The following is a 25,599-nucleotide window of genomic DNA, read 5'->3' as shown; positions in this document are numbered from 1 at the left end:
CACTCTCAAAACTTCTAATATCTACCGCGTCTTGCCAATATAAGGATCCTCACCGCGGAAACCATCACCGTCGGAATCACATACAGCGAATTGTTACAGGTTACCATCATTCCGGTCCAATAGGATGGCATAAAGAACAGCATATAGCTGTAAGGTGTTTCCAGGAAAAATGGTCCTGCGGCCCCAAACATCAGAAGAGAAGCCAGTTTGGTAAGGGCCATTCCCTCCAGCTTGTTAGAGGAAAGATTCACTACAAGCATGGCGATTATTACTCCCTGAAGCGTCCCTGATATGGCCAGAAACAGGACTTTTATAAAAGCCATTTCGGTAAGTCCGCATATTGGGAGTATAACACATGTTATTGCAAAAGCCAGCATGGCAGGCAGAATTACCCGGGATATGTAGTAGCCTTTTTTGCCAAGTTTCGTCACAAAAAGATACCTGTCGATATGATCGTCATGCTCCTCCAGCATCACCATGGCAGCCACAAAACAGAACATGGCGGGAGTTATAGCCGCAAACAATATGTCGATAAGTCCGTAGTAGGGCGAGATCACCCGGGGAAGTCCCGTAAATTCCATAAGAAGCCCTTCAATACAGGGGATTCCGAATCTGATGGCTGCCCCCATAAGAACAGGGGACACTCCAGCCGCCAGCAGCATCATATCCGCCGCCATAAACTTTATCATCTGCATAAAACTCAGTCTTACAGCTTTCATAGCTTAACACCCCCCTGCTCCTGCCACATTTTTCTCACAAGGCGGCAGGCTGTCCAAAATAGCAGAATAATGGTCAAAATGGTAAGAAGCATCCCAACTGCTGAAGGTTCCTTTCCCGCCACCAGCTCCATACAGGCCACCGGAGGATACAGCCGGAAGCCGGGATGCAGATCTAAGAATAATCCAAGCACAGCAGGCACAAATCCAACAATCTCCACCGGCACCGTGGCAAGAATGAACTGGTTGAGACTCACTATCTTCGTTGCCACTATAATGCCGCAGAGGGTATAGACTGTGCTCGCAAGAAGAGTTCCCATCGCAACTGAAATCACTGACCTGCTGCCGGATGCGGCAGCCATAATCACAGCCACAACCACAGAAATCGCGCATAAAGAAAAAACTTTTGAAGCAACATATTCCCTGGCACTTACGGGAGTTATGGACATAAATGCCGTTACTCTCTGGCTCTTTTCCAGAAGAACGATGGCTCCCATAAAAAACAGGCCCATGGCAGCAGGATCCGAATATATCAGGATCGCAGCGGCCCTCTCCTTCCAGGATATGGGAAGGGCCAGGATAAATGCCGCATACAATATGGTCAAAAAGGTATACAGCAGATAGAAGCCGTATCTTGCCTGGAACTTTACGTCCCAGATAAAAAGATTTTTCATTCTCATACCAGAGTCCTCCCTGTGATCTCAATGAAAATGTCATTTAACGTGGGCTCACTGCTATGAATGGAAAGAAGCCTGTTCTCTGAAATGAGCTTACTTAACCGCTGATCATCAGCCACACAGTCAAGCCTGCAGCTGCCGCTCCTTTCTCCGTTTTCATCCCAGGTGTAGGTGAGCTTTGCAGCACCCTTGGACATTATCAGGTTGTGGGGGCTGTCCAGGGCATATATCTGACCTCCCACGATAAAGGCAACTCTGTCACAAAGCTCTGTGGCATCCTGCATATTGTGGGTTGTAAGAAGTATGGTCTTTCCCCTTTTCTTTTCCTCCAGGATCATGTCCTTCATCATGCGGTTGTTGGTGGGATCAAGGCCGCTGGTGGGTTCATCCAGAAAAAGCAGCTCCGGATCATGGATAAGAGCCTTGACGAAATTAAGACGGCTTTTCATACCCTTGGAATAATCAGAAACCTTTTTGTCTGCGTCATTCTCAAGTCCCACCCTCTCCAAAAGCTCATTTATGGGGCGCTTTTTTCCTTCGTAAAGTGAGGAAAAGAACTCAAGATTCTCTCTGGCTGTGAGCTTCTCGTACATGGTGGAATATTCAAAATCAACGCCTATCATCTGATAAAAGCTGTCTCCATGCTTTCTGCACTCTGTGCCCCCTACTGTTGCCAGTCCCTGATACCCCGGAAGCATTCCCAGAAGTATCTTCTGAAGAGTGCTCTTTCCTGCTCCGGAGGGTCCAAGAAAGCCGAAGATCTCGCCCTTTTTAACATCAAAGTTCATATCCGTGATAAAGGGCTTATTGGTATAACTAAAGGTAAGGTTTTTTACTTCAATCATTGCATCTCCTCCTAGGTTTATTTGACCATATGTGTTTGTTTAGTCAATAAAAGAGTTGTATTTAGTCCGGCCATAAGCCGGACTGTATAAATCAAATAATCTGCTTAAGTATTCCGTAGATCATGAGCTTCAACGCCTCATCATAGTGCTCAGCTCCAATCTCATCCTTATGCAGTGTAGCGAAGTACACTGCATGGAAGGCAGCACTGACAACCTTGACATCTACCTTCTTTTTCATGGGAAACATGGAAAACATCTGCTCTATTGTATCGGTGTCATCCTGATAATGGGCCGCCACCACCTCCGGAGGAAGCTTTCTCACAAGAAGCTCAACCTCTCCTGAATCCATGAGCTTCAGTATGGGCATCTCCTCGGTCTTTTTGAAAAACTCAAAGACAAGCTCCGTGAGAACCTCTGCTGTGATGGGCTGATCCGCCATCTGTGACAGCGCCGTTGCCAGCTCATTGTTAATGGCTTCGTGGAGGTCCTGGATCACTTCAAATAACAGAAGCTCCTTGGACTTGTAGAACAGATAAAAGGTTCCCTTGGGAATGTTGACGCGCTTAACAAGCTCATCCACCGTGGTGCGTCTTACGCCGTACTGGGCAAGGCACTTGGCGGCCTCTTCCTTAAGGCGCCTGACTATATATTCCTTTTCCTGATCCGAATAGCTCTTAGGCATAATCTATATTCCTTTTTGACTAAATCTGTTGATATAGTCAGTATAATGTCATTATTTTCTTTTGTCAACTACTCAAGAATCTTCATTCCTGTGGTAAAGGCAAAGGGAAACATGAACTTCCTCTCGGTGCCGTCATCAAACTCTACCGTGAACTTGGTGGGAATCTCATCCTCATCCCAGCTCACATCACTGATAACACCCTCACCATAGCGCTCCTGACTGATCCTCTGCCCTATTATAAGGTTCTCCGGTACATCCTCCCCGGAGGATACAGGTTTCGCCTTTTTCTTAAGAAGAGGCGTTGGTTTTGTAAGGATGTTTTCTTTCTTTTTTGCAGTCGCTTTGGCTGATTCCTTCTTAACCTTAGGAGACAGCTCTCCCACAAAAACCGAGGGTTCATCATCATACTTAAGAATTGTGAGTTTATCCCTGGCTCTTGTCATTCCCACGTAGAAGATACGTCTTTCCTCCTCATAGTCCTGCTTTTCCTGAGGGGTAGCGGTCTTAAAGCTTTTTATCATCTTTCCCGGGAAGACGCCGTTTATCACATCCATAAGGATGACATTGTCATATTCAAGGCCCTTACTGGAGTGTATGGTGGACAAAATGAAGTCCGCCCTGTAGTTCTCTCTTTTCTCGGTAAGGATCGTTCTAAGCTGCTCCAGTCTCTCCAGGAATTCCGGAATGGTCTTCTCGTTCTGAGCCAGCATCTCAAGGATAAAGAGCTTGTCCTCATCCATGTTGTTGTCCCTGAGGTAATCTCCGTAGCCCATGGCATTATCTATGCGCCAGAGGGCCTTGGCGGGAGTCTCGGATCTCATGTTTCTGAAATGAGTCCTGAGAGCTCTGACATTTCCCAGGATTCTTTTGTTGATATCCAGTTCCTCGACAGCATCCAAGATGCCTGTGTGCTTTATATCCGCAATATAGCACATCTGCTCTGCATCAGGCTTACGAAGGTATGTCTGAAACTTGAAGTATACCTTCATAAAAAGCTCAGGATCCATGGGATTAAGCGCAAAATTAAGGATATTTGTCACATCAACCACAACTCTGTGGGTAAAAAAAGCCATATCCGCGCTTTTTATCCTGTAGGTCACCCCCTCACGCTCCATCAGATCCACCAGGGGCAAAATGCACTCGTTGTCCCTGTAGAGCACCGCTGTCTGGGATTGATTGTCTTTTGCTATATCAAAAAGGTACTTGTACTGGTCTTTTCGACTCTTAAGATTGACGTAAGAAATGTCGGAAGAAGCTTCTCTGGTGGCACACATGTGCTTTTCGTGGCGGCTGAAATTCTTCTGGATAAAGCGGTCCGCGGTTTCAACGATCCTGGCGTTGGATCTGTAGTTTTTATCCATCACAAGGACCTTAGCTCCGGGATGATCCTTCTCAAAATTAAGGAGAGCGTCGGGATAAGCGGCCCTGAAGCCGTAAATACTCTGATCCTCGTCGCCCACCATGAAAAGATTGCCTGTCTCTCCCGCAAGAAGGGATATTATCATATGCTGTATCTTGGAAGTGTCCTGTGCCTCGTCCACGCAGATATATCTGTATTTATTCCTGTAAAAATCAAGGAGTTCCCGGGAGCCCTTGAGCATCCTGTAGGCATAGATCATCTGATCGTCGTAGTCCATAAGGCTTCTGCTCTTGAGCTCTGTATTGTACCTGTCGTATATCTCCCAGAGCTTTATATCTTCCTCTTCACCTCTTTTTCTGATCTCATCCTCTGTAAGCATCATGTTTTTGCAGTAGGTTATCAGAGTTCGGATGTTCTTGATATCGCTCTCAGTGGGGTATTCCTCCATGAGCTTTACATAGAGGTCAGTGAGAATCTTGCCGGATAGCTTCTCATCTGTGATTAGGTCAAAGGATTTTTTGCCTATAATTCTTCCGTAGTGGCTGATGATCTTGGCACAGATGCCGTTGATAGTTCTGAATTCCAGGTCCTCGGCTGGTTCTTCTCCAAAAAGATCCCTGAATCTTCTGGCCATATCTGCGGTAGCAGCCACGGTATAGGTCAGGGTGAGGATATTCCCGGGATTGATTCCCTTTACATAAAGCATGTATCCGAGCCTGTTCACCAGAACCGTGGTCTTACCGCTTCCGGGCACCGCCAGAAGAAGAACCGGGCCCTCAACGGTCCTTACAGCCCTAAGCTGCTCATCATTCAGTCTCTGTCCGTATTGTTCAAAAAAAACCTGTTCTGTATCAAAGTGCATATTCGATCAAAAGCCTCAGTACATTCTCTGCCCCATCTCTGTGGCTTCTCTCATATCCGTGGGATGCATATACGCCTGCGCCGATAAGGCCGTGCTTAAGGTCATTTCCTGAGCGAAGTGTGGCCTCAACATCACTTCCGTAGTGGGGATAAATATCCACCGCGTAATCCGCGCCGCTCTTTTTGGCTGCTTCCACAAGGCCCTTTACAATATCATAGCTGTAAGGTCCTCCGCTGTCCTTGGCGCAGATGGAAACCTGTTTTTCAGTGCAGGTAAGACCTTGTCCCACACAGCCCATATCCACGGAGATAGCTTCGGTGCAGCCCTCGGGAACACTGCCGCAGCCGCCGTGGCCTACCTCTTCGAATACTGTAATATGGGCATAAAGAGCTCTCTTTGGAGTGATCTTTTTATCTTTAATGTATTTGGCAAGTCCCAGAAGGATTCCTACGCTTAATTTATCATCAAGGAATCTGGACTTGATATAACCTGACTTTGTAACTCTTACGTTGGGCTCAAAGCAAACGATATCTCCCACTGAGATTCCCAGCTTTTCTGTGTCCTCTTTCTTTTTTACATCCTCATCAAGAACGACTTCGCAGGTCTCCCAGGTTCTCTTTTCATCATTGTACTTGCCGTTTACATGGATTGAAGCGTTGTTAAGCTGGAAGGTTCCTTCATATATTCCGTCAAACTTGGTAACAACGCGTACATTCTCAGTCTCTGCGTTATTGGGATTCATGCCGCCGAGGTTGGTAAGCTCAAGCCTTCCATTGTCCTTGATGGTTGCCACCATTCCGCCAAGGGTATCGGTGTGGGCCTCAAGAAGAAGGCCGTCTTTCTTGTCCTTGCCGGTAAGATCAACGATAACGCCGCCCTTATTGGTTATAAACGTTTTAAAACCAAGCTTATCAAACTCTTTCTGCACCCAAAGCGCTGCTTCCTGTGTGTAACCTGTGGGTGAATCGATGTTTAATAGCCTGGTCGTCTCTTCAACAATGAAATCCGTATATTTTGTCAGTGAAATCTTTTTCATGTTTCTTCTCTCCTTGGTAAATGACTAATTTCGCCTTATTAGAATAACACAAATCCCATGGGGATAAACATTTGATTTTATCTGACTTTTTACTCATCCGCATAAACTTTTTGTATCTCAAGGATCTTATCAAAGCTGCGGTCAAAAATCTCGACAACAATAGGTGAAAACTGACTTCCGCTCTGGGCAACAATCTCAGCCCTTGCCTGTTCGCTGTCCCAGGGTTCTTTATAGGATCTCCTGCTGGTAAGAGCATCGTAAACATCAGCCACAGCAACGATCTGGGCAAAAGGAGAAATATCATCTCCCGACAGCCCATTGGGATAACCGGTGCCGTCCCATCTTTCATGGTGCTGGCTGGCAATAAGCCTCGCCATAACTATCTCTTCTCCTTTAGAATTCGCCAGAATCTCGTCTCCGTATGTGGTATGAAGTCTCATTATCTTGATTTCTTCTTCAGTGAGTTTACCGGGTTTTTCAATTATTTCTCTTGGAACCAGAAGTTTTCCCACATCATGCATCATGGATGCAATCTTTATCTGCTCAACCTGCTCATCGTTAAAGCCATATTCCGCTGCAAGAAGGGCGGAATACTCAGCCACTCTTTTTACATGCTGTCCTGTCTCTCCGCTCTTGGCCTCAGATATTTCCGAAAGCTTGGCAATAATGGCTCGTTCACTATCCTGCAGTTCCCGCATATACTCGATTTTTTCTGCCTGTTCCTTGGAGGCTTTGATATTGAGCCTTGCAAATCCTGCAAAGAATAAAAATGACACAATTGCGATGGCATCCATCCACAGATTTTTTACATCAAAAACATTATCCGGCGCTCCTGAGAAGATATAATAGCCTCCATACAAAGCATCCAGAAGGAAGAAAAAGCCCAATTGATAATGAAGAACGGGAAGCCATTCTATGATATCCGAATGTTCTATAACATACTGCATTCTGGTAAAAAAGAAAGCAACTGCGACAATGACAGTCACAATGAATACAACCAGATAAGAAGCTGCTGTCAAAGAAAGCAGCATGCACATTCTGTCCATAATGACATACATAAAATAGACAGTTGCCCCCAAGCTCCATTTTTCGTGCAGAATTTTGGAAAAAATGTACGACGGAATAATAAATGTGATTAAATCCATAGATACTTTGAAAAGCATCTTTGTAGCCATCTGCATGTTTAAATCATATCCTGCAATGGCCTGATCCAGATAAACAGAATTGATAAACTCATAAAAAATATCAGTTAATACAGCAATGGTTGTTGCGGCAATGAAAAAGAAGACGATAAAATTGCGTAAAAAATGTTTTTTATCATCTGATTTTTGGGCAAGTATGGATGCATTGGTAAATGCAAACCAAATACCTACCAGTACTCTTGACCACTGACTTTGTAAAACCTGTAATACCATGCTGTGATCCTCATAAAGGAAATCATTATTGCATTTTTGCGTATATTCACTAACATTATATCATTTTGCCGCAGATATCATCCAGTAAAACATTGGTAACAAAAGGAAAATAAAAATAAAATTCATCAAACAATTTTTCCCGGAATATGTTAGAATACATTCTGTTATTGGGCTTTTACCATAAGCAACTAAAAATATAACGCATTAGGAGGATTCCATGGGCGGTTTTTTTGGCGTAGCATCTCGTGAAAGTGCAGTTTTTGATCTTTTTTATGGTACTGATTACCATTCCCACCTTGGCACACGTCGTGCCGGACTCGCAGTTTACAGCAAAAAGAACGGATTTGACCGTTCGATCCACAACATCGAAAGATCTTATTTCAGACCTAAGTTTGAAGATGATGTTCAGAGAATGGAGGGTAACCTCGGAATCGGCTGTATCTCTGATTTTGAGCCCCAGCCACTGATCGTAAGATCACACCACGGCACCTTTGCCATCACAACAGTAGGCAAGATTAACAACATCGATGAAATCACCAACAAGCTTTTTGCTGACAACCGCTCTCACTTCCTGGAGATGAGCGGCGGAGATATCAACCCCACCGAGCTGGTGGCATCCATTATCAACCAGAAGGTAACTATTGTTGAGGGTATTCGCTACGCCCAGGAGGTCATCAAGGGCTCCATGTCCATTCTTTTGATGACACCTGAAGGAATCTATGCTGCCAGAGACAGATACGGCAGAACTCCTATTCAGATAGGTCACAAGGACGAGGGCTACTGCGTATGCTTCGAGAGCTTCTCATACCTGAACCTTGGTTATGACCATTATAAAGAGCTGGGGCCCGGGGAAATAGCTTATATCACCCCGGAAAGTGTTGAGATCGTGGCTCCTGCCTTCGATGATATGAGGATCTGTACCTTCCTCTGGATCTACTACGGCTTCCCGGCTTCCTGCTATGAGGGGCTTAATGTAGAAAAGGTAAGATACGGCTGTGGTGCCAAGCTTGCCCAGCGTGATATGCAAAGGGGTCTCCACCCCGATCTTGTTGCAGGAGTACCGGATTCCGGTGTTGCACACGCCATCGGCTACTCCAACACTTCAGGAATCCCTTATTCAAGACCTTTTGTAAAATACACCCCCACCTGGCCAAGATCCTTTATGCCAACCATGCAGTCCAGAAGAGATCTTATCGCCAAGATGAAGCTTATTCCTATCAATCAGCTCATCAATAACAAGAGCCTTCTTCTTATCGATGATTCCATCGTAAGAGGAACACAGCTTCGTGAGACCACAGAGTTCCTTTATAAGAGCGGCGCAAAAGAGGTTCATATAAGACCTGCCTGCCCTCCTCTTATTTATGGCTGTAAATACCTCAATTTCTCAAGATCCAACTCCGAGATGGAGCTGATCACAAGACGTGTAATTGAGAAGCTTGAGGGTTATCCTTCACCTAACGAAGATACCATCAGGAAGTACACAGATCCCGATTCACCTCAGTATGAGGCAATGCTTGAGGAAATCAGAAAAGAGCTGAATTTCACCTCACTTCACTACCATCGTCTTGATGACATGGTTGAGGCAATTCCTCTTGAGCCCTGCAAGCTGTGCACCTACTGCTGGAGCGGTAAAGAGTAAATTACATATTTTTTATGATGAAAATGGCCGGGGACTGTCCCCGGCCACAATTTTTTCTCAGCTATTATTTCTCATAAAGAAACTTCTCAGGAAGAGTTACATTAAAGTCCTTAGCCAGATGTCTGAAATCATCAGGAGTGATGGTCTGACGCTTCTGTCCTGTCATGGAGAGCATTTTAACAAGGATCTCTGCTGCCTTCTCAACGGTGTGCAAAAGTCCGAAGGTGAGGTCAAAGTCCTCTCCTGCTGCAAACATTCCGTGATGAGCCCAGATAGCCACATCATATTTTTCCATGAGCTTACTGGTCTCTACTGCGATCTCTCTGCCTCCGGGAACCATCCAGGGCACAACACCGATACCGTCAGGAAATACCACAGGACACTCGGTAGCCATCTCCCAGAGCTCTCTTGTGAAGGCCTCATCAGTAAGTGGAAGCACAAAGGTAAGGGCTATGGTGTTAGTGGTATGTGCATGGTAGATAACTCTGTATCGACCGTCTGTAAGTCTCTTTTTTACCTCATGGTTCATAAGATGGGAAGGAAGCTCTGATGTAGGTCTTCCGCCGTTTACAAGGCCCCATACAATGCGGTATTTCTCGCCTTTTTCGTCTATCTCCACGATGCACAGGCTGTCCTCAGGCTTGATGATGACGTTTCTGAAGAACTTGCCGGAGCCTGTAACCAGGAAAAACTCCCCTGCAAGGCCGGGAACTGTGGTTCCGATATCCTGCCAGTCTCCCGCTTTAAAGTCCTCCTTAACAAGCTCAACTTCCACGCTCTTCATTCTATAGGACAGATTGCCTCCGTTTCTCTCGTGCCATCCCTGCTCCCAGCCGTCATTGGCCATACGGATAAACCCTTTTGTAAATTCTGCATCTAATACTTTCATGATAAATCTCCTTTATACTCTCTTAGAGAGCACTTCCTTCTCATATTTTTCAACTTCTTCAAACCATTTGCCATCCTCAGGAGCGCCGCAGCGTCTGCAGTACTCATTCCATACATCACCGAAGGGCATGGTCTTAAGCTCTTCCTGCTCAACAAGAAGTCTGGTGAAATTGCTGCTGTCCTGAAGCTTCTTAAGCTCCTCATTGGGAGTAAGAAGGGCATTTAAAAGAGCCTTCTGAGTGTTCCTGAAGCCCGTTACCCAGGCACCGATCCTGTTGATGGAGGCGTCAAAATAGTCAAGAGCCATGAATACTCTGCCCTCAAGGCCTCCGCAGCGAACGATCTCCTTGGCGATCTCTTTTGTCTCATCATCAAAAAGAACTACATGGTCGGAATCCCAGCGCACGGGTCTTGTGATGTGGAGCGCGATGTTGGGGAAAAAGGACAAAAGCGCAGGAATCTTGTCGCTTACAACCTCTGTGGGATGGTAATGTCCGTTGTCCATAAGAGGAATGCACTTATCTGAGTGTGTGGCCGCAAAGGTAAGGGTAAACTCAGCACTTCCCACGGTATAAGACTCTACGCCGATGCCAAAAACCTTGGACTCTACGCAGGGCTTAACCTTGTTAAAGTCAAAGGGCTCAGACAGGATCTGCTCGATGGAATCCTTATATCTGTCTCTGGGGCCCTTTCTGTCTGCGGGAACATCCTTGAAGCCGTCGCCGGTCCAGATATTCATAACGCAGGTCTCTCCCAGCTCCTCTGCCAGATAATTGGAAATCCTGATGCAGGCCTTGCCGTGCTCGATCCAGAACTTTCTTGTCTCCTCATTGGGAGAAGCCAGTGTCAGGGGATCGCACTTAGGATGTGAGAAAAAGGTGGGATTAAAGTCGCAGCCCAGTTTTCTCTCCTTGCAGAAATCAACCCATTTCTTGAAATGCTTGGGTTCAAGCTTGTCTCTGTCAACCCAGCCGCCGTTTTCCTCATCAAAAATGGCATAGCTGGCGTGAAGGTTCATCTTGGCTCTTCCGGGAATCAGCTTAAGTACCTCATCGATATCAGCCATAAGCTCCTCGGGGGTTCTTGCTCTTCCCGGATAATTGCCGGTGGTCTGGATTCCTCCTGTAAGGGGCTTACTTGGATCTGTATCAAAGCCTCTTACGTCATCGCCCTGCCAGCAGTGAAGCGCTATCTCTGCATTTTTAAGCTTCTCAATGGCTGCTTCTGTGTCAATTCCGATTGCCGCGTATCTCTCTTTTGCCTGTTCGTAACTCATATTTTACTCCCTCCAAACTGTTTTTATCCAAACTGTTTAATATCAAAGCTTCTGAAAATGCAGTCTCTGGCATCTGCAAGATCCTTGAAAATTCCTGCGTTTATCATCTGTATCACAAGGTTGCCTATGGCAGTTCCCTCGATGGGGCCTGCAAATACCGGCAGTCCTGTTGCCCTTGCGGTGAGCTCGTTTAGATAAGCATCCTGGCAGCCGCCACCTATGATATTTACTGCGGTTATTTCTTTTCCCGTGATTTCGGAAATCTGCTTCACCGTATCGGCGTAGCACTTAGAAAGTCCCATGTATACACACTGCATGATCTCTCCCACAGTCTCCGGGACTGCCTGACCACTGTTTTTACAGTAGTCCTTGATGGCATCTATCATGCTGACCGGGGATAAAAAGGATTCATCATTGACGTCAAGCACTGTCTCAAAATCCGCACTGTTTCCGGCTTCCTGAATAAGATCCGGGAAGCTGTAGATCTTACCGGTGGCATACTTACTTTTTCTTCCCTCAACATATTCAGTGCCGTTGAGCTCGCGCCTGATGGACTGGATGATCCACAGTCCCATGATATTCTTAAGGAATCTGTATCTGTAAAAAGCGCCGCCTTCGTTGGTGAGGTTTGCTTTCTGAGCGTCCTGTGATGTGATGGGCTCAAGGTTCTCAACTCCCAGAAGACTCCAGGTTCCGCTGGATAAATAAACTGAGGATTCATCCCTGGCAGGCACCGACAAAAAGGCTGATCCGGTGTCGTGGGTGGCAGGAAGGATCACTGTGGCAGAAAAACCTACTTTTTCCTCAAGCTCGTGGCTTAAGGGGCCAACTATGGTTCCGGGAACGGACAGCTCGCCGAATAATCTCTCGGGAAGCCCCAGTTTTCTGATGATTTCCTTGTCCCAGGTCTTATCCGCTGCGTTCACCAAATTGGTGCTGGTGGCGTTGGTGTATTCCTGCTTTTTTACTCCTGTAAGCCTGAAGTTCAGGTAATCCGGCAGCATCAGGAATGTCTCGGCCTTCTCAAGGTCCTGGGGCGCCTGCTTCTTCACCGCCATCAGCTGATAGATGGTGTTGAAGGGCTGCTTCTGGATTCCGGTTCTCTCATAGAGCTCTCTCTCTGGAATCAGCTCAAAAACCTCTCGGTCCATGCCTTTGGTGCGGTCATCTCTGTAAGCCACCGCATCGCCTATAAGCTTGTCCTCACCGTCCAGCAGAACAAAATCCACTGCCCAGGTATCGATGCCGATGGTCTCCGGAATCATTCCCTCTTTTTTGCAGGCCTTAAGTCCCTCTGTAACACCCTCCCAAAGGTTATCAAGGTCCCAGCAAAGATGCCCGTCCTTCTCCTTCTGCCTGTTCTCGAAGCGGTACATCTCTCTGAGCATCATTTTGCCCTCTTCCATCCAGCTCAGCATATGTCTTCCGCTGGAGGCTCCAATATCAATTGCTAAAAAATATCTGTTCATATACGTACCCCAATACATTTCATGTTTATAATGCTATAATAGTATGCGCAAGCGCTCTATTCTAGGACCATATTAGCGCCAAAATGGAACCTTATTTGACATTAATTCTGAGGACATATTATGAGAAAAGAAATCCTTGATCATCTATATAAAATTACAGCGGAAGAGGAAAAAATCGTTAAGGAAAATGCGGGAATTTCCAAGGATCTCTACACCTCTGAGGATGAATTCGTGGTAGACAGCAGCAAGCTCCTTCAGCAGGGCAAGCTCATCGCGATCCGCCCCCACACCAGGTTTGCGCACTTTCCTGAGCACAGACACAACTACATCGAAATGGTAGTGATGCTCCACGGAAGCCTTACCACAAGAATCGTGGACGGCGATACCATAACATTAAAAAAAGGCGACATCCTTCTGATGAACCGCCACGCAAGGCACGAGATCATGCCCTGCAAAAGGGAGGATCTGGCACTGAATTTTATTATTTTACCGGAGTTTTTTTCCAGGGGAAATGTGTCCTACGACAGGGAAAATATCCTCAGGGACTTTATCATAGCCTCCCTTTCCGAGAAAAAAAGGTACAGCGACTACCTCCTCTATCACGCAGAGGGGGTAATCGCTGTTGAAAATCTGATGGAGAACCTTATCTGGACTCTCATCTATCATCCTGATGACATGAATCAGATCGTCCATTCCACCATGGACCTTCTTTTGATGAACCTTGCTGCCCTTTCAGCAGACACCCTGAAGGACATGCGCTCCAAGGGTCAGAACATCACCATCACAGCGCTGGAGTACATAGACCACAACTACGAGAAGGGAAGCCTTGAACAGCTGGCGGATATTACAGGGTACTCCACCGCCTACTTAAGCAGGCTTCTTAAAAACAACACCGGCTGCAATTTCAAGCAGCTCCTTCAGCAGCGCAAGCTCCAGCAGGCCGCTTATTACCTGGAGAATACCCCTCTGACCACGGAGAGCATCATAGAGAAGATAGGCTACGAAAACAGCGCCTATTTCTATAAGGTCTTTGCCCAGAAATACGGCTGTTCCCCAAGGCAATATCGAAAAAGGAGCCTTCAAAGATGATTGATTATACGTGAGCAATGGCTTACAATAAACGAGTCTGCGAATGCAGAAAAATGTTTTATTTTGTGAAAGGAGACATTTGATGAAGGCAGAATTTTCACCATATCTTAGAAGCATTGCCGCCGGCCTGAAAGAGCTTATAGTAGAGCTTTCCCAGTACTTTGATTATGTCAGTGTGCTTTCTACAGATTCTGTAGGCTTTTCCATGGCAGCTTCCCCAAGGGTTAAATCCATTACGGGCAACACACTTATGACAGAGAGAGGAAACGTAGTAAGAGTCTATAAGAACGGACTTTACAGCGAATACTCTTTTAACCTCTTTGATCCTGACAAGGTAAAAGAGACTGCGGACAAGATCAGAAAGATCCTTGACGCACAGATTTCTTTATTAGAACAGACAGGTTCTCAGGTTTATACCACCAAGATGCTTGAGGACGAGCCTCAGGAGCTCTTTGTGGAGATGGAAACAGACTCTCTTCCGGAGACCACTGATCTTGCAAAGCTCATGGAGAAGCTCATAAGCTTTAGCAGCGAAGGCATGTCTCTTTCCGAAGAGATTGTGGACTGCAACGTAAGAGCCCAGTCCACCCACGTTTGCAAGATGTTTTTGACTAAGAACAAGGACCTTCGCCAGAGCTATATTTACTCCGAAGGCGGCATCTCTATGACAGGTGTTCGCGGAGAAAAGATGGACTACTCTCACAACGGCGTATCCGACAGAGAAGGCCCCCACATTTTTGACTTTCTTGGAGAGACCATTCAGAAGACCTTCAAGGAGCTTAATGACAACTTAGGTTCAGAGCGCATTGAGCCCGGCGAGTACGATATCATCACAACTCCCGAGGTTTCCGGCCTTATCGCCCACGAAGCCTTCGGCCACGGCGTTGAGATGGATATGTTCGTTAAAAAGCGTGCTCTTGGCGCTTCCTACATCGACAAGCGCGTAGGTTCCGATAAAGTTACCATGCACGAAGGCGCTAAATGCGTAAAAGACGTTGCAAGCTACGCTTTTGACGACGAGGGAACCCTGGCAGGAGACGTTATCGAGATTGACAAGGGAATCCTTAAGACCGGTGTCTGCGACGCTCTTGCTGCCCTGCGTCTTGGTTGTGAGCCCACAGGTAACGGCAAGCGTCAGAACTTCGAGCACAAGGCCTACACCAGAATGACCAACACCATGTTTGATCCCGGTGAATACACCAAGGAAGAGATGATCGCATCTGTTAAGAAAGGTTATCTTCTCTCCGGCATGTTCTCAGGCATGGAGGATCCCAAGCACTGGGGTATTCAGTGCATCATCGCAAGGGGCTATGAGATTATTGACGGCAAGCTCACAGGCAAGGTTGTTTCCCCTGTGGTTCTGACCGGCTATGTTCCAGATCTTCTCGGTTCCATCACAATGGCAAGTAAGGACTATGTATCCTTTGGAAACGGTGCCTGCGGCAAGGGATACAAGGAATGGGTCAAGGTATCCGACGGCGGCCCGTATCTCAAGGCAAGAGCAAGACTTGGTTGATTAATAGGAGGAAAAAATGACAGACAAGATTATTGAACTTTTGAAAGCCTCCGGCGCTACTGCCTATGAGGTTTCAGATACAGTTACAGAGGGCTGGGAGTTTTACTTCATCGGCCACAAGCTTGACCAGAACAGAGTTCGCGACGTTGAGCACATTAACGTTACAGTATACAAGGCTCTTGAAGACGGCAAGTTCCTGGGAAGCGCATCAGACGAGATTGCTCCCACCGCAACAGAGGCTGAGGCCAAAAAAATCATCGAGGATCTTCTTGACCGCGCAACCTTTGTTAAAAATGCTTATTTTGAGCTCAACAAGGAAAATACCCAGATTGAGAATAAGGACTACGACGTAGAGAAAATGGCCAGGGACTATATCGAGGCCCTTCAGCAGATCCCTGAGACATCAACCGAGGATATCAACTCCTACGAGATCTTCGCGGAGAAATGCACCAAGCGCTACGTCAACTCTGAGGGAATTGATGTTACTTTTACCTATCCCAGCTCACAGGTTGAGGTGGTGGTCAACGCCAGAAAGGATGATCACGAGATCGAGCTGTACCGCATGTACAAGGCCGGAAGCTGCGACAAAGACTATATTGTAAAAGAGCTTACCGACACCCTTCGCTTCGGAAAAGACAGACTGGTGGCAACACCTACTCCTGCCCTTAAGAAGGCAACAGTTCTCTTCTCCACCAATGACGCTACCACTCTTTTCCAGTATTTCGGTGCTAAGCTTATGGCAAGCCTTAAATACCGCGGCCTCTCCAACTGGGAGATCGGCAAGGAAATCGCTGAGGGCGTAGCCGGTGACAAGATCACCATGAAGGCAGTAAAGGAACTGCCCAATTCCTCAGCCAACAGACCTGTAGACAGCCAGGGTGCTGTGATCCGTGATATGTATCTTTTAAAGGATAATGTTCCCGAGAATTTTTGGGGTGACGTTCAATTCAGATATTACCTTGGAATCAAGGATTCCTTTATTGCGGGAAACTTCGCTGTAGATGGCGGAAGCAGCACAGAGGCAGAGCTTCGCTGCGGAACCTACCTTGAACCCGTTGAATTCTCTGATTTCAGCGTAGATCCCATTACCGGTGATATTGCAGGCGAGATCCGTCTTGCATATTATCACGATGGCGACAAGGTAACTCCCGTAACAGGCGGCTCCGTATCAGGCAGCCTTCCCGAGCTTCTTAAGAACATGAAGCTCTCCAAGGAGCAGACCCAATATGACTGCAATCTCATTCCTTCCGTGATTAAGATTGAGAATGTTACAATCGCAGGGGCGGAGTAAGCAGAAGTCAGTGGGGACGGTTCTCTTTTAATATACTTAATTAAATAACATGATATAGGTGCCAAAAGTCATAAATGCGTACATGCTGGCATGTTAAGCATTTTGACTTTATGGCCCAAACAAATATGAGGAATTAGCAATTTACGCAGTAAATTAGCGGTTTCCGAATATTTCTACAAATGTAGCTCTGATACTCTTTAACAACAGGGGGTATGCACATACTCAATAATTTGTTCCTGATCCTGATATCATCTTCCTCCGGGATATTCTAAATAGCTCATGCTAACATAACCTTCAACAGGCGAAGCAATCCACAACCATCCAGGCACATTTGCTTTCCCTTTTGTAATAAAGGGAGATTCAACTAAGGTACCATTTGGTAATGTTGCTATAACTTTTCCCGTTACCGGCCAGTCCCTAACATTTAAATTTCCACTGCTAACCCTTACAGCATACATATACTCAGGATCAATTTTGTGTGGATCTGGTATAGGATTAAGCTCAGGCAAATCTATTTTCCATTGTTCCTCTATTGCACTTTCGCTATTTTCATTTGCATATACTGTCGTGCCACTTAACATAACACTGCAAACCACAGTAGCAATCATCCCTGCAATTATCCTTTTCATACATTAATTCTCCTTTACAGTTTCAATTAAATATGGTTCATCAATCTTGATTCGCTTCATAAGGAAATCTGTAACATCATAGAAATATAACCATTTTCCGACTATACTCATATTTAATGTAGAGCCCAAAAGCGTATTATCTGAATTGATTCTATATATCTCTTTAATGTCGCCTTCCCAATTACAAAAAATTATTGCATACTCTTTTTCCGATATAATCTGCAAGCCATAGAACCCATTATTATCGTATGTGTTATACCCAACATACTTATCCCCATTGATTTTACTGTTATAAATTATCCTTTCATCTCCTGTAGCGTAATCTACAAGAAAAATATTATTATTTTCTTCTTCGACCTTTCTTAATAATGCTCCATATGGCGTTAACAATACATCGCTTACTCCTTCTATAGTATTTTTTTTGCCTTCGGACGTCTCGATCTGCAGATTACCTTTTATACTCTCAGTTCTATCAGTCATATATGCATTATTGATATGAGCATCAAAAACTGCAACAATCGGATAATAATGATTAGTTAGATCTCTATATACCCCCTCCAAGTCAGCTTCATGCTCCGGTCCCAATAAATATCTGGAAAAAGTTTTTGTTCCTTCAATATCTAAATGCTTACCTTCAATATGCATTCCAATATATTGCGAATACCCTTCAGAATCAGAAATATCCACATTTTCAACCAGCCTAGTAATGCTATAGTCATCTATATCAAAAAACGCTAAATTATAATGTTCTTCGAAATTATTGGTGACACATTCGCATAAATACACTCCATCATCTACAACAGCTCCCAAATAGTGGTCCCCATCTGTCACTTTTTCAAAACTGGTATTGCTTTTATCTGTTACATATATTCCTTCCGGGGTTTCGACAAGTGTCTTTCCATCACATACTTTGGTTGAAATATTGTAATAATGGTTAACATTGTAAAAAGAATTAATAGTATTCGTAGTTTCTTGATCTGAATTGCTTGGTATTAACTTGGAGCTCTCTATATTATCCAATTCACACTCCATTTTTTCAGAGAAAGCATTACTATCTGCTTCATCCTTGTATATAAATACAAACGCCATCAGAATACAGATAATAAACACCGATGCTGACATGCATAATACCATAATGGATTTAAACAGCTTATTATTACTCATTAAATCTCCCCCTTTTGCCTCATCTTGGCAATACATGTTGGTTCATTTGGCTGATAGTTAATCCATAGACAAGTGGTGTTTGTATCAACCTTTGCCATAATCATTCCAACTTTTAACGCCGCATCTTTCATAGTTTCTGTAACCTTCATTGTAAATACCTCCCAAAGTTTTATTTATGCTCCAAATTATAAGATCTTTTTCTTCAAAAAAATCCTAATTGTAATAATTAACGCTCTACTCGTAACTTTTGACATAAAAACCGGTATCAGATGTCTTTTTCTACATCCGATACCGGTACACTAATGTTTTTATGTCAAAGGAATCATCCCTTCTACTACAAAAAATTCTTCTGTAGCTTTTATATCTATATTTCCGTTCTGCTGACTTATAAGATCTTGCACGCTCCTTAGACCTATACCATGACTATTAATGCTCCTTTTTCCATGGACACGACCGTTCTCAATCTTTATATTTCCTCCATATGTATTCTTTATCCGAAGAAACAGAACCCCTCTTGAAAACTGCATGGTAAATATTATCTTCTTTTCTTCAGCCTTTGCCGCAGCATCAATGGCATTTTCCAGAAGATTTCCTACTATAACATTAAGCTTGCACTGCGATACATCTATGTCTTCAGGAATCTTTATATCACAGTCCACTGTTATTTGATGGTTCTTTGCACTATCAAGCAGATAGTTGATAAGACTGTCTGTTTCATACTCCCCAGTATGTACCATCTGTTTTGAATCAGCAAAAGTACTGCGCATCTCTTCTATGTAATCACAGACCTTTTCGTTTTTACCTTGCTTTGCCAGGCCTTCTATTTCAAACAGATGATGCCTGAGATCATGCCTCAGATTCTCCTCTTTTCTGTTTGATATACGCATAAGCTCCATCTCATGTCTGTATGCTTCTACTTCTCTTTCAAGATACTCTTTTCTCATCCTGTCACCAAGATTTATGGCCAGGCTGTTATATAGACTCACTGATAACAGTGAAATCCCTACAACACATATACAGGCTACAAATCTGTATATGCCTGAATCCATAGCTGTAACACAATAAAGGATAATCGCCGCCATAACCGGGAATCCTGAAAGTGCCAGCATCTCTTTTCCAACTATATCCCAAGTCTTCCCTCTACGAATTACTACGCCCAGGGCTCTTTCTATTATAAGAAGAAAGAGCACCGTAAAAGTTACACTGTAGAAATAATCATCTTCTTTCAAAAATGGTGTTGCTACTACATAAGCCAGCATATCACAGGTAGCACCCAGAACTGCTATAAAAATACAGGTCAAAAGTTTCTTTATTAAACTGCCCTCATAGGCGCTTGCTATAAGCAGCATCAAAAGAATATTGACAATAAGATTTATCATAGGTATATGAAGCCATTCATTTATAGCAAATGTGGCAACAACCCAAATGCTTGAAAATATCATTACCTTATTTTTATTTTCAAAATCAAATTGTAGGGAGTCCCCCAAAAACTGACATATAGAAAATACCAGGCCAATATTACATATTATATTAATCAGATAGTATTCCATTTAATCCTCACAATTAATCTTCTTCCAGCGTGAAAACATTCTGTTCCTAAAAGTTTCTGTATATTTTCTGCTGATGCTGATCTGTTCATCATTGTTCATGATAACATGATCATTACTGCTCATCTTTAATGCATTTAAGTTTATGATGTAGGAATTATGTATCTGAACAAAATAATCAGGGAGCTTTTTAAGCTCATCTGATAACTTTCCATAATATTCAATAGTTTCATCACAGCAAACTATATTGATAACCCTCTTATCGCTTGATAGATACAGAATTTCTTTACAGCTTATTGTGATGTTTTCTTTTCCAGACTTGCATGTGAAAAAATCTTCTGCTCTTCCTATTATCTCAAATCCCCGGTTTATGGCCCTGATAAGCGCCTCTGGTTTTACCGGCTTTACAATAAAATCTAGAGGTTGAACAGAAAAAAGCTTCATTGCATAAGTTTCTTTTGATGATACATATATGATCTGTGTATGGAAATTTCTGTTTTCATCACGCAGGTATTTTCCCACGTCAATTCCTGTAGCCTTGGCAAGTTCTATGTCAAGGATAAAGAAATCATAAGATGCTCCGCACCTGATATGCTCAATAAGTGCTTCTCCTGTATAAAACACATCTATATCGAATGATGCTTTCAAGACATCAGTATTCTCTAGTATTATATTTTCAATTTCCTGACAAGTTAGGAATTCATCATCACATATGGCTACTCTGTACATTGTTGTACCCCCCCATTTATGGGATTTTCAGTATGTACCGTGTTTTCTTCACCTCCAATAGTAGGATTGTCTCTAAATAATTTACTTTTCACATTAACTCCTTTTTGCACTTATACAATTAACTATTTTCTGTACTGTAAGATAAAAAGCCTCTACCGTGATTACCAAAAATAAAAGCATTTTTATAAAACCATTATCCAGACATATAAAGAATATTGCCACCTCAACTATTGTAATAGCAATGGATATGATTTTATACCTTACTTTCTCTTCCTTAAAAAGTCTCTTATTCGCGGTATCTACAGGTGCCAGCAGTATTATTACAAAAGCTCCTGCCAGGAGTATTGCTGAACATATCCTTCCATAAATCCATCCCCCTTCAGTATTGTTAAGAATAACTGCAATCACCACAATCAACAGTGATGATGCTATTGCACACATCCATATAGATGGAAGATGCAAGCCTCCGGCAAATATCCTGAGTGGTATAAAAAAAAGCAAAAACAGAAATACTCCCAAAACATTTTCCATAATCAGTCCAATTATTGCGACCACTGCCATAGATGCCATAAATATCCCCAGGCGTTTTAATCCATATAAGGCAATTTCTTTTTCTTCATCAGTATAATTGCTCAATTACTTTATCCCTTTCAATAATATAAATTCCTTATAAACCATACTACTGAAAAAGATAAATCTGTCTTAATTGTAATAATTAACGTCCTACTCGTAATTATTTGCAAAAATGCTCAATTATTTTTTTATCAGACATAACTCACCTTTACATAATACCCCAAACTATTACAAGGAGCGGTTCATTCATCAAATGTGCCGACTTTTACTATCTTACTAATTTTATTCCTGCATGATTTTATCCATTTTGAATTCAGTTATCGCAACCACAAAGGCAGCTATTGGACACTTCTAATAGAAATCCATAGAAATTTATTACAATTATCAATTGCTACAGCTTTTTATTATCAAATCCACTTATGCATAATATTGCGCTTGCGCATTCCATAGGCGTTTGTATAACCCCTCATTCATAATCAATTCATCATGACTACCTTGCTGAACCACATTTCCATCTTTAAAAACAAGTATTTTTTCGCAAAACTTACAAGATGCCAGTCTATGTGATATGTATAGTGCTGTCTTTTTTCCAACCATCTTGTCAAATCCAGCAAACACCTCACATTCAGATACTGGATCTAAAGCTGCTGTTGGTTCATCCATTATGGCAAAAGGAGCATCCTTATATATAGCTCTTGCAATGGCTAGTTTTTGTTTTTCTCCTCCAGACAGATTTATGCCATTTTCTGAAAAATCTTTTCCAACGTATTTCTCCGGCCAATCAGGCATTTTCCCCATCAAATTTGCAAGGCCTGCTTTTGCAACTGCTTCTGTTCCCTTTGAATCATCCATAACATCGTCACTTGCCACATTTTCACCAATCTTAAAAGACAAAATTGAAAAATCCTGAAATACTACGCCAAATAAACGCATGTACTCATCATAATCATAGTCTTTAATATTGATTCCGTTTAGCTTTATAGTTCCTTCTGTTACATCATATAATCGTGTAAGCAGTTTTATAAATGTCGTTTTTCCAGAGCCGTTTGGCCCAACAACTGCAAATTTGCTACCACTATCGAGTGTGAGGGTTAAGTTTTTTATTACATAATTATCTGTTCCGGGATATTTAAAGCTTACATTCTCAAATTCAAAAGAAAAATTATTTTCTATAGATTCTGTGGCAATAGTTCCTTTATGATTACGCGCACCCATATCCATATATTGGCAATAGAAAATACTTCTCTCCGCAAGAGCTGGTAATCCTTCCATAAATTCAACAATAAGAGTATTCGATTTTAACGTCTCTGTTACAGCAGATACTATTGTAATAACTTCACCAATTGATAGCAGTCCTATATAAGCTCTATAGACTGCAAAAGTATAGATTATTATAGTGCATATTCCCATAACTATTTCTGTTAACGCTTCTTCCCTAAAATAAGCCATTAACGCTTTTTTCATTATTAAAAGAATATGATCTTCTGCATCATCATAGTCATTTTTTACACCATCTAACTGATTAAATATTCTAATGTCTTTTCCATTTTCTATTACAGATAAAGTATCCTTGTACCACCCTGTTTTCTTAGTATACGGCGCACTTAAAACAGTCTCTGTATCTAAACCTTCCTTCATTATCACTGATCCACACTTTAGCTTAAACACAAGCAATATCATAATCAAAACTATCATTATGACAGTTGAGATATTACCAGAAAAAGGAGTCATGCTATCTATTTCTTTATTCATAATAAGTGGAATCATTACAACAAGAGAAAAAAGTAGTGAAAAAAAGCCTTCAGATATTTTATCCAGTAGTTCAAACATCTTCCCAAATATTCCTGAACCACTTTTGTTCATTGCTTCAAATTGCTGTCTAATATTATTCCACTTTAGATCCTCAAGATGCTCATAATCTTCTGTAAGGCTTTTTTCGGCAAAGACTCTATTTGTAATCTCTACCATGTATTCTTCCTTAGCACTTGCGAGTTCTTTTATCTTAATTGAAATAATTGTAAGTAATCTTGATAAAACTATTGCAACCAAAGCCCAACTTATTAGTGTTTTTACATCAACTCCGAGCGTTGCAGCATCAATTAGTCGCCCTATTAGAACAATAGTTATGTAGGGCGCCATTGCTTTCAAAAAAGCTCCGATAAGACACATTACCGGCATCTTTATATCCATTCTGCAATAATCTAAAAAAAGCCTTTTTATGCTATATAATTCTTCCTTTTGCATCAGAAAACTCCATCCAGTTTTTGAGGCATAGTATCGTCAAAACTATCACCAAAAACTATTGCTCTTTTTTTCTTTTCATCCATTTCTTTGTAGTACATACTTTGTACATCAAAAAGATGTTTGTATATTCCATCTCTATCCATTAAAGTTTCATGTGTTCCTTCTTCAACAATCTTTCCTCCTTGAAGAAGGACTATTCTATCGCAAAATCTTGTGCTGGAAAGCCTATGAGAAATGTAAATCATCGTTTTCCCACTCACAGCTGTTGCAAGATTCATATATAGATTATTCTCTGCAACAGGATCTAAAGCCGATGTGGGCTCATCTAAGATAATTAATGGTGATTCTTTATAAAGAGCTCTGGCAAAAAGTAATTTTTGCATCTCCCCGCCTGAAAAACTCACAGCATCATCATTTACTTCTCGCACCAACTTGGAATGTCCTTTTATCTGTAAAGAATCATATTTATCTTTGAAACCAGATAATTCAAGGGCTTTAACAAGTTTATTATTTCCAGAAGCATCTTGCGATGCTTGACTTCCAATAATGTTTTCATCTATAGTCCATGGCAATAAGATTGATTCTTGAAACATCACAGATACAAGTGCTTGCCAATTAGCATATGAAAAACTTCTCTGCGGAAAATCATTAATATACACTTCTCCAGAGGTTGGTCTATATAAGCCACATATTATTTTTACAAGAGTAGTTTTTCCTGCTCCATTTAGTCCTAATAATGCTAGCTTCTCGCCCTTTTCTATCGTCAAATTAACGTTTTCAAGTGTAGGCTTAGATGTGCAAGGGTAGGTATAAGATACATTTTTAAGTCTAAGAATTATACCATCTTTCTTAATCAAATCTATTTTTTCATTTGATACTGTATCTTCCCATCCACTATTATCTTTTTGTTCTAGTGCTTCTCTTATATAACTTATTGCTACAGAAAATGGCGGAAGCGTAGAGTATTTACCAATAAGCTCAGCAAGTGCTGAAGAAAAACCTCTTATACTTCCGAGCAAGAGAACAAAAGATGATATATCAATTCTATTTGCTGCTAGCAAATAAATAAGATATGCGTACGCATAAAAATCAAAAAAGCTACCGAGCACCTCTGAACCAGCTTTTGCCAAGAAATATCCATTATGTATATGCGAATATACATTTTCCATATTGTCCAAGCAACTATCATACTTTTTCAAAAGCCATCCAGATAAGTTAAATATCCTTATATCTTTTCCCGCCCTTTGATCCATTGATACTCGATTGATATACATAGCCTTCTTGGCATCGAGCTGAAGTTTATCAGCGTATGAAGCATGCTTTTTTCTTGCCATGTTAAGAAAAAACATTCCCAAAGATACATTTATCACTGCTATAGCAAGAATAATCGCATTTATTTTTCCAACTATAACTGCGTAAACAATAACTGCAACAATGTATTGTGCGCAGTTATAAATTCCCAAGTAAAATCCATAAAGATGCCATGGTCTTCTCGACGCAGCCAATCCATTATTTATCTTTTTTTGAACCGAAGGATCCTCCAGCAAATCATAATTGATGCTTAATTCTTTGCCGATAATATCGCCAGTAATGCGTTGCATTAGATTAACAGATGATGCTATTTTTTGCTGTCCTAGCCATGTAATTGTTTTAAATAAAACAATTATCGCCACCATGCAGACTACATATAGCAAAACTGTTGTTAAAGAATATCCTCCAATTAGCTTATCAATCACTACTGCTGGAAGATATGTGCTAATTATACTTGCACATGGAGACAATACAATCATTGCAATTAAAAAATTGGGCAATATAAAATCAAATTCTTTAAGCTTAGATAAAATCCATAAGCTATTACTTGACTATGTAAAATAAAGTGTGTAAGTTGAGTAACCATTAACTTACGCACTTTATTTATGTTATAGGGTGCGGTACATTAGAAGAAAGGACTG

At 42.3% G+C, this 25,599-nt stretch carries 22 protein-coding genes; 4 read left to right on the top strand and 18 right to left on the bottom strand.

What is annotated here, in order from left to right; all coding sequences use genetic code 11:
- Window positions 1-14: 14 nt before the first annotated feature.
- From T359_RS0115735 to T359_RS21845, 7 genes are all read right to left on the bottom strand, one after another.
- Window positions 15-719, bottom strand: a complete 705-nt coding sequence (locus T359_RS0115735) for a hypothetical protein (RefSeq protein ID WP_026518297.1) — start codon at window positions 717-719, stop codon at window positions 15-17.
- A complete protein-coding gene (locus tag T359_RS0115730; RefSeq protein ID WP_026518296.1) occupies window positions 716-1,396 on the bottom strand; it encodes a fluoroquinolone export ABC transporter permease subunit in 681 nt (226 codons plus the stop codon). Before T359_RS0115730 ends, T359_RS0115735 begins: the two co-directional genes overlap by 4 nt.
- Window positions 1,393-2,238, bottom strand: coding sequence for an ABC transporter ATP-binding protein (locus T359_RS0115725; protein ID WP_026518295.1), 846 nt, complete (start codon window positions 2,236-2,238; stop codon window positions 1,393-1,395). Before T359_RS0115725 ends, T359_RS0115730 begins: the two co-directional genes overlap by 4 nt.
- A 91-nt stretch (window positions 2,239-2,329) precedes the next feature.
- On the bottom strand, window positions 2,330-2,920 hold the full coding sequence (locus T359_RS0115720; RefSeq protein WP_026518294.1) for a TetR/AcrR family transcriptional regulator: 591 nt from the start codon (window positions 2,918-2,920) through the stop codon (window positions 2,330-2,332).
- 68 nt (window positions 2,921-2,988) lie between these two features.
- A complete protein-coding gene (locus tag T359_RS20735) occupies window positions 2,989-5,142 on the bottom strand; it encodes an ATP-dependent helicase (protein WP_035784726.1) in 2,154 nt (717 codons plus the stop codon).
- Window positions 5,132-6,178 carry a M42 family metallopeptidase gene (locus tag T359_RS0115710; protein ID WP_081795622.1) on the bottom strand — a complete coding sequence of 349 codons (1,047 nt, stop codon included), beginning with the start codon at window positions 6,176-6,178 and terminating at the stop codon, window positions 5,132-5,134. Before T359_RS0115710 ends, T359_RS20735 begins: the two co-directional genes overlap by 11 nt.
- An 89-nt stretch (window positions 6,179-6,267) precedes the next feature.
- The gene (locus tag T359_RS21845) at window positions 6,268-7,236 is read right to left on the bottom strand and encodes an HD-GYP domain-containing protein (RefSeq protein WP_197027111.1); all 969 of its coding nucleotides are present in this window, start codon (window positions 7,234-7,236) and stop codon (window positions 6,268-6,270) included.
- A gap of 574 nt (window positions 7,237-7,810) precedes the next feature.
- On the opposite strand from T359_RS21845, the gene T359_RS0115700 reads away from it, so the two are divergent.
- Window positions 7,811-9,232 (top strand): amidophosphoribosyltransferase, encoded by a 1,422-nt coding sequence (locus T359_RS0115700; protein ID WP_026518292.1) that lies wholly within the window; start codon window positions 7,811-7,813, stop codon window positions 9,230-9,232.
- A gap of 64 nt (window positions 9,233-9,296) precedes the next feature.
- On the opposite strand, the gene rhaD is transcribed toward T359_RS0115700, so the two are convergent.
- Genes rhaD through rhaB form a run of 3 tightly spaced genes read right to left on the bottom strand, consistent with a single transcriptional unit; the run spans window position 9,297 to window position 12,865 of the window.
- A complete protein-coding gene (rhaD, locus tag T359_RS0115695) occupies window positions 9,297-10,121 on the bottom strand; it encodes a rhamnulose-1-phosphate aldolase (protein WP_026518291.1) in 825 nt (274 codons plus the stop codon).
- 12 nt (window positions 10,122-10,133) lie between these two features.
- The gene (locus T359_RS0115690) at window positions 10,134-11,396 is read right to left on the bottom strand and encodes an L-rhamnose isomerase (RefSeq protein ID WP_026518290.1); all 1,263 of its coding nucleotides are present in this window, start codon (window positions 11,394-11,396) and stop codon (window positions 10,134-10,136) included.
- A 23-nt stretch (window positions 11,397-11,419) separates the two neighbouring features.
- Complete coding sequence (gene rhaB / locus T359_RS0115685) at window positions 11,420-12,865, bottom strand: rhamnulokinase (RefSeq protein WP_026518289.1); 1,446 nt, start codon at window positions 12,863-12,865, stop codon at window positions 11,420-11,422.
- Window positions 12,866-12,985: 120 nt separating this feature from the next.
- Here rhaB and T359_RS0115680 point away from each other — a divergent pair, with 120 nt between their 5' ends.
- The 3 genes from T359_RS0115680 (at window position 12,986) to T359_RS0115670 (ending at window position 16,761) form a co-directional block, all read left to right on the top strand.
- A complete protein-coding gene (locus T359_RS0115680) occupies window positions 12,986-13,954 on the top strand; it encodes an AraC family transcriptional regulator (protein WP_026518288.1) in 969 nt (322 codons plus the stop codon).
- 82 nt (window positions 13,955-14,036) lie between these two features.
- Window positions 14,037-15,470, top strand: a complete 1,434-nt coding sequence (locus T359_RS0115675) for a TldD/PmbA family protein (protein WP_026518287.1) — start codon at window positions 14,037-14,039, stop codon at window positions 15,468-15,470.
- A gap of 16 nt (window positions 15,471-15,486) precedes the next feature.
- Window positions 15,487-16,761, top strand: a complete 1,275-nt coding sequence (locus tag T359_RS0115670; protein WP_026518286.1) for a metallopeptidase TldD-related protein — start codon at window positions 15,487-15,489, stop codon at window positions 16,759-16,761.
- Window positions 16,762-17,009: 248 nt separating this feature from the next.
- Here T359_RS0115670 and T359_RS0115665 read toward each other — a convergent pair whose 3' ends face one another.
- From T359_RS0115665 to T359_RS0115630, 8 genes are all read right to left on the bottom strand, one after another.
- Window positions 17,010-17,390, bottom strand: a complete 381-nt coding sequence (locus tag T359_RS0115665) for a hypothetical protein (RefSeq protein ID WP_026518285.1) — start codon at window positions 17,388-17,390, stop codon at window positions 17,010-17,012.
- Between the two features lie 3 nt (window positions 17,391-17,393).
- Entirely contained in the window at window positions 17,394-18,554 is a 1,161-nt protein-coding gene (locus T359_RS0115660) for a hypothetical protein (RefSeq protein WP_026518284.1), read from the bottom strand.
- The gene (locus T359_RS22250; protein WP_081795621.1) at window positions 18,554-18,703 is read right to left on the bottom strand and encodes a cyclic lactone autoinducer peptide; all 150 of its coding nucleotides are present in this window, start codon (window positions 18,701-18,703) and stop codon (window positions 18,554-18,556) included. The genes T359_RS0115660 and T359_RS22250 overlap by 1 nt, the downstream gene beginning before the upstream one ends.
- A gap of 159 nt (window positions 18,704-18,862) precedes the next feature.
- Window positions 18,863-20,104: a sensor histidine kinase gene (locus T359_RS0115650; protein ID WP_026518283.1), complete on the bottom strand. Its 1,242-nt coding sequence runs from the start codon at window positions 20,102-20,104 to the stop codon at window positions 18,863-18,865.
- A complete protein-coding gene (locus T359_RS0115645) occupies window positions 20,105-20,830 on the bottom strand; it encodes a LytR/AlgR family response regulator transcription factor (protein WP_026518282.1) in 726 nt (241 codons plus the stop codon).
- A 93-nt stretch (window positions 20,831-20,923) separates the two neighbouring features.
- Window positions 20,924-21,466, bottom strand: coding sequence for an accessory gene regulator B family protein (locus T359_RS0115640; protein WP_026518281.1), 543 nt, complete (start codon window positions 21,464-21,466; stop codon window positions 20,924-20,926).
- A 354-nt stretch (window positions 21,467-21,820) separates the two neighbouring features.
- A complete protein-coding gene (locus tag T359_RS21840) occupies window positions 21,821-23,647 on the bottom strand; it encodes an ABC transporter ATP-binding protein (RefSeq protein ID WP_026518280.1) in 1,827 nt (608 codons plus the stop codon).
- Window positions 23,647-25,458 (bottom strand): ABC transporter ATP-binding protein, encoded by a 1,812-nt coding sequence (locus tag T359_RS0115630; RefSeq protein ID WP_155840148.1) that lies wholly within the window; start codon window positions 25,456-25,458, stop codon window positions 23,647-23,649. Before T359_RS0115630 ends, T359_RS21840 begins: the two co-directional genes overlap by 1 nt.
- Between the last annotated feature and the right edge of the window lie 141 nt (window positions 25,459-25,599).

Origin of the sequence: Butyrivibrio sp. MC2021 (assembly GCF_000621605.1) — a bacterium.
GTDB lineage: Bacteria > Bacillota > Clostridia > Lachnospirales > Lachnospiraceae > Butyrivibrio.
This window is presented reverse-complemented; position numbering and strand designations above follow the sequence as displayed.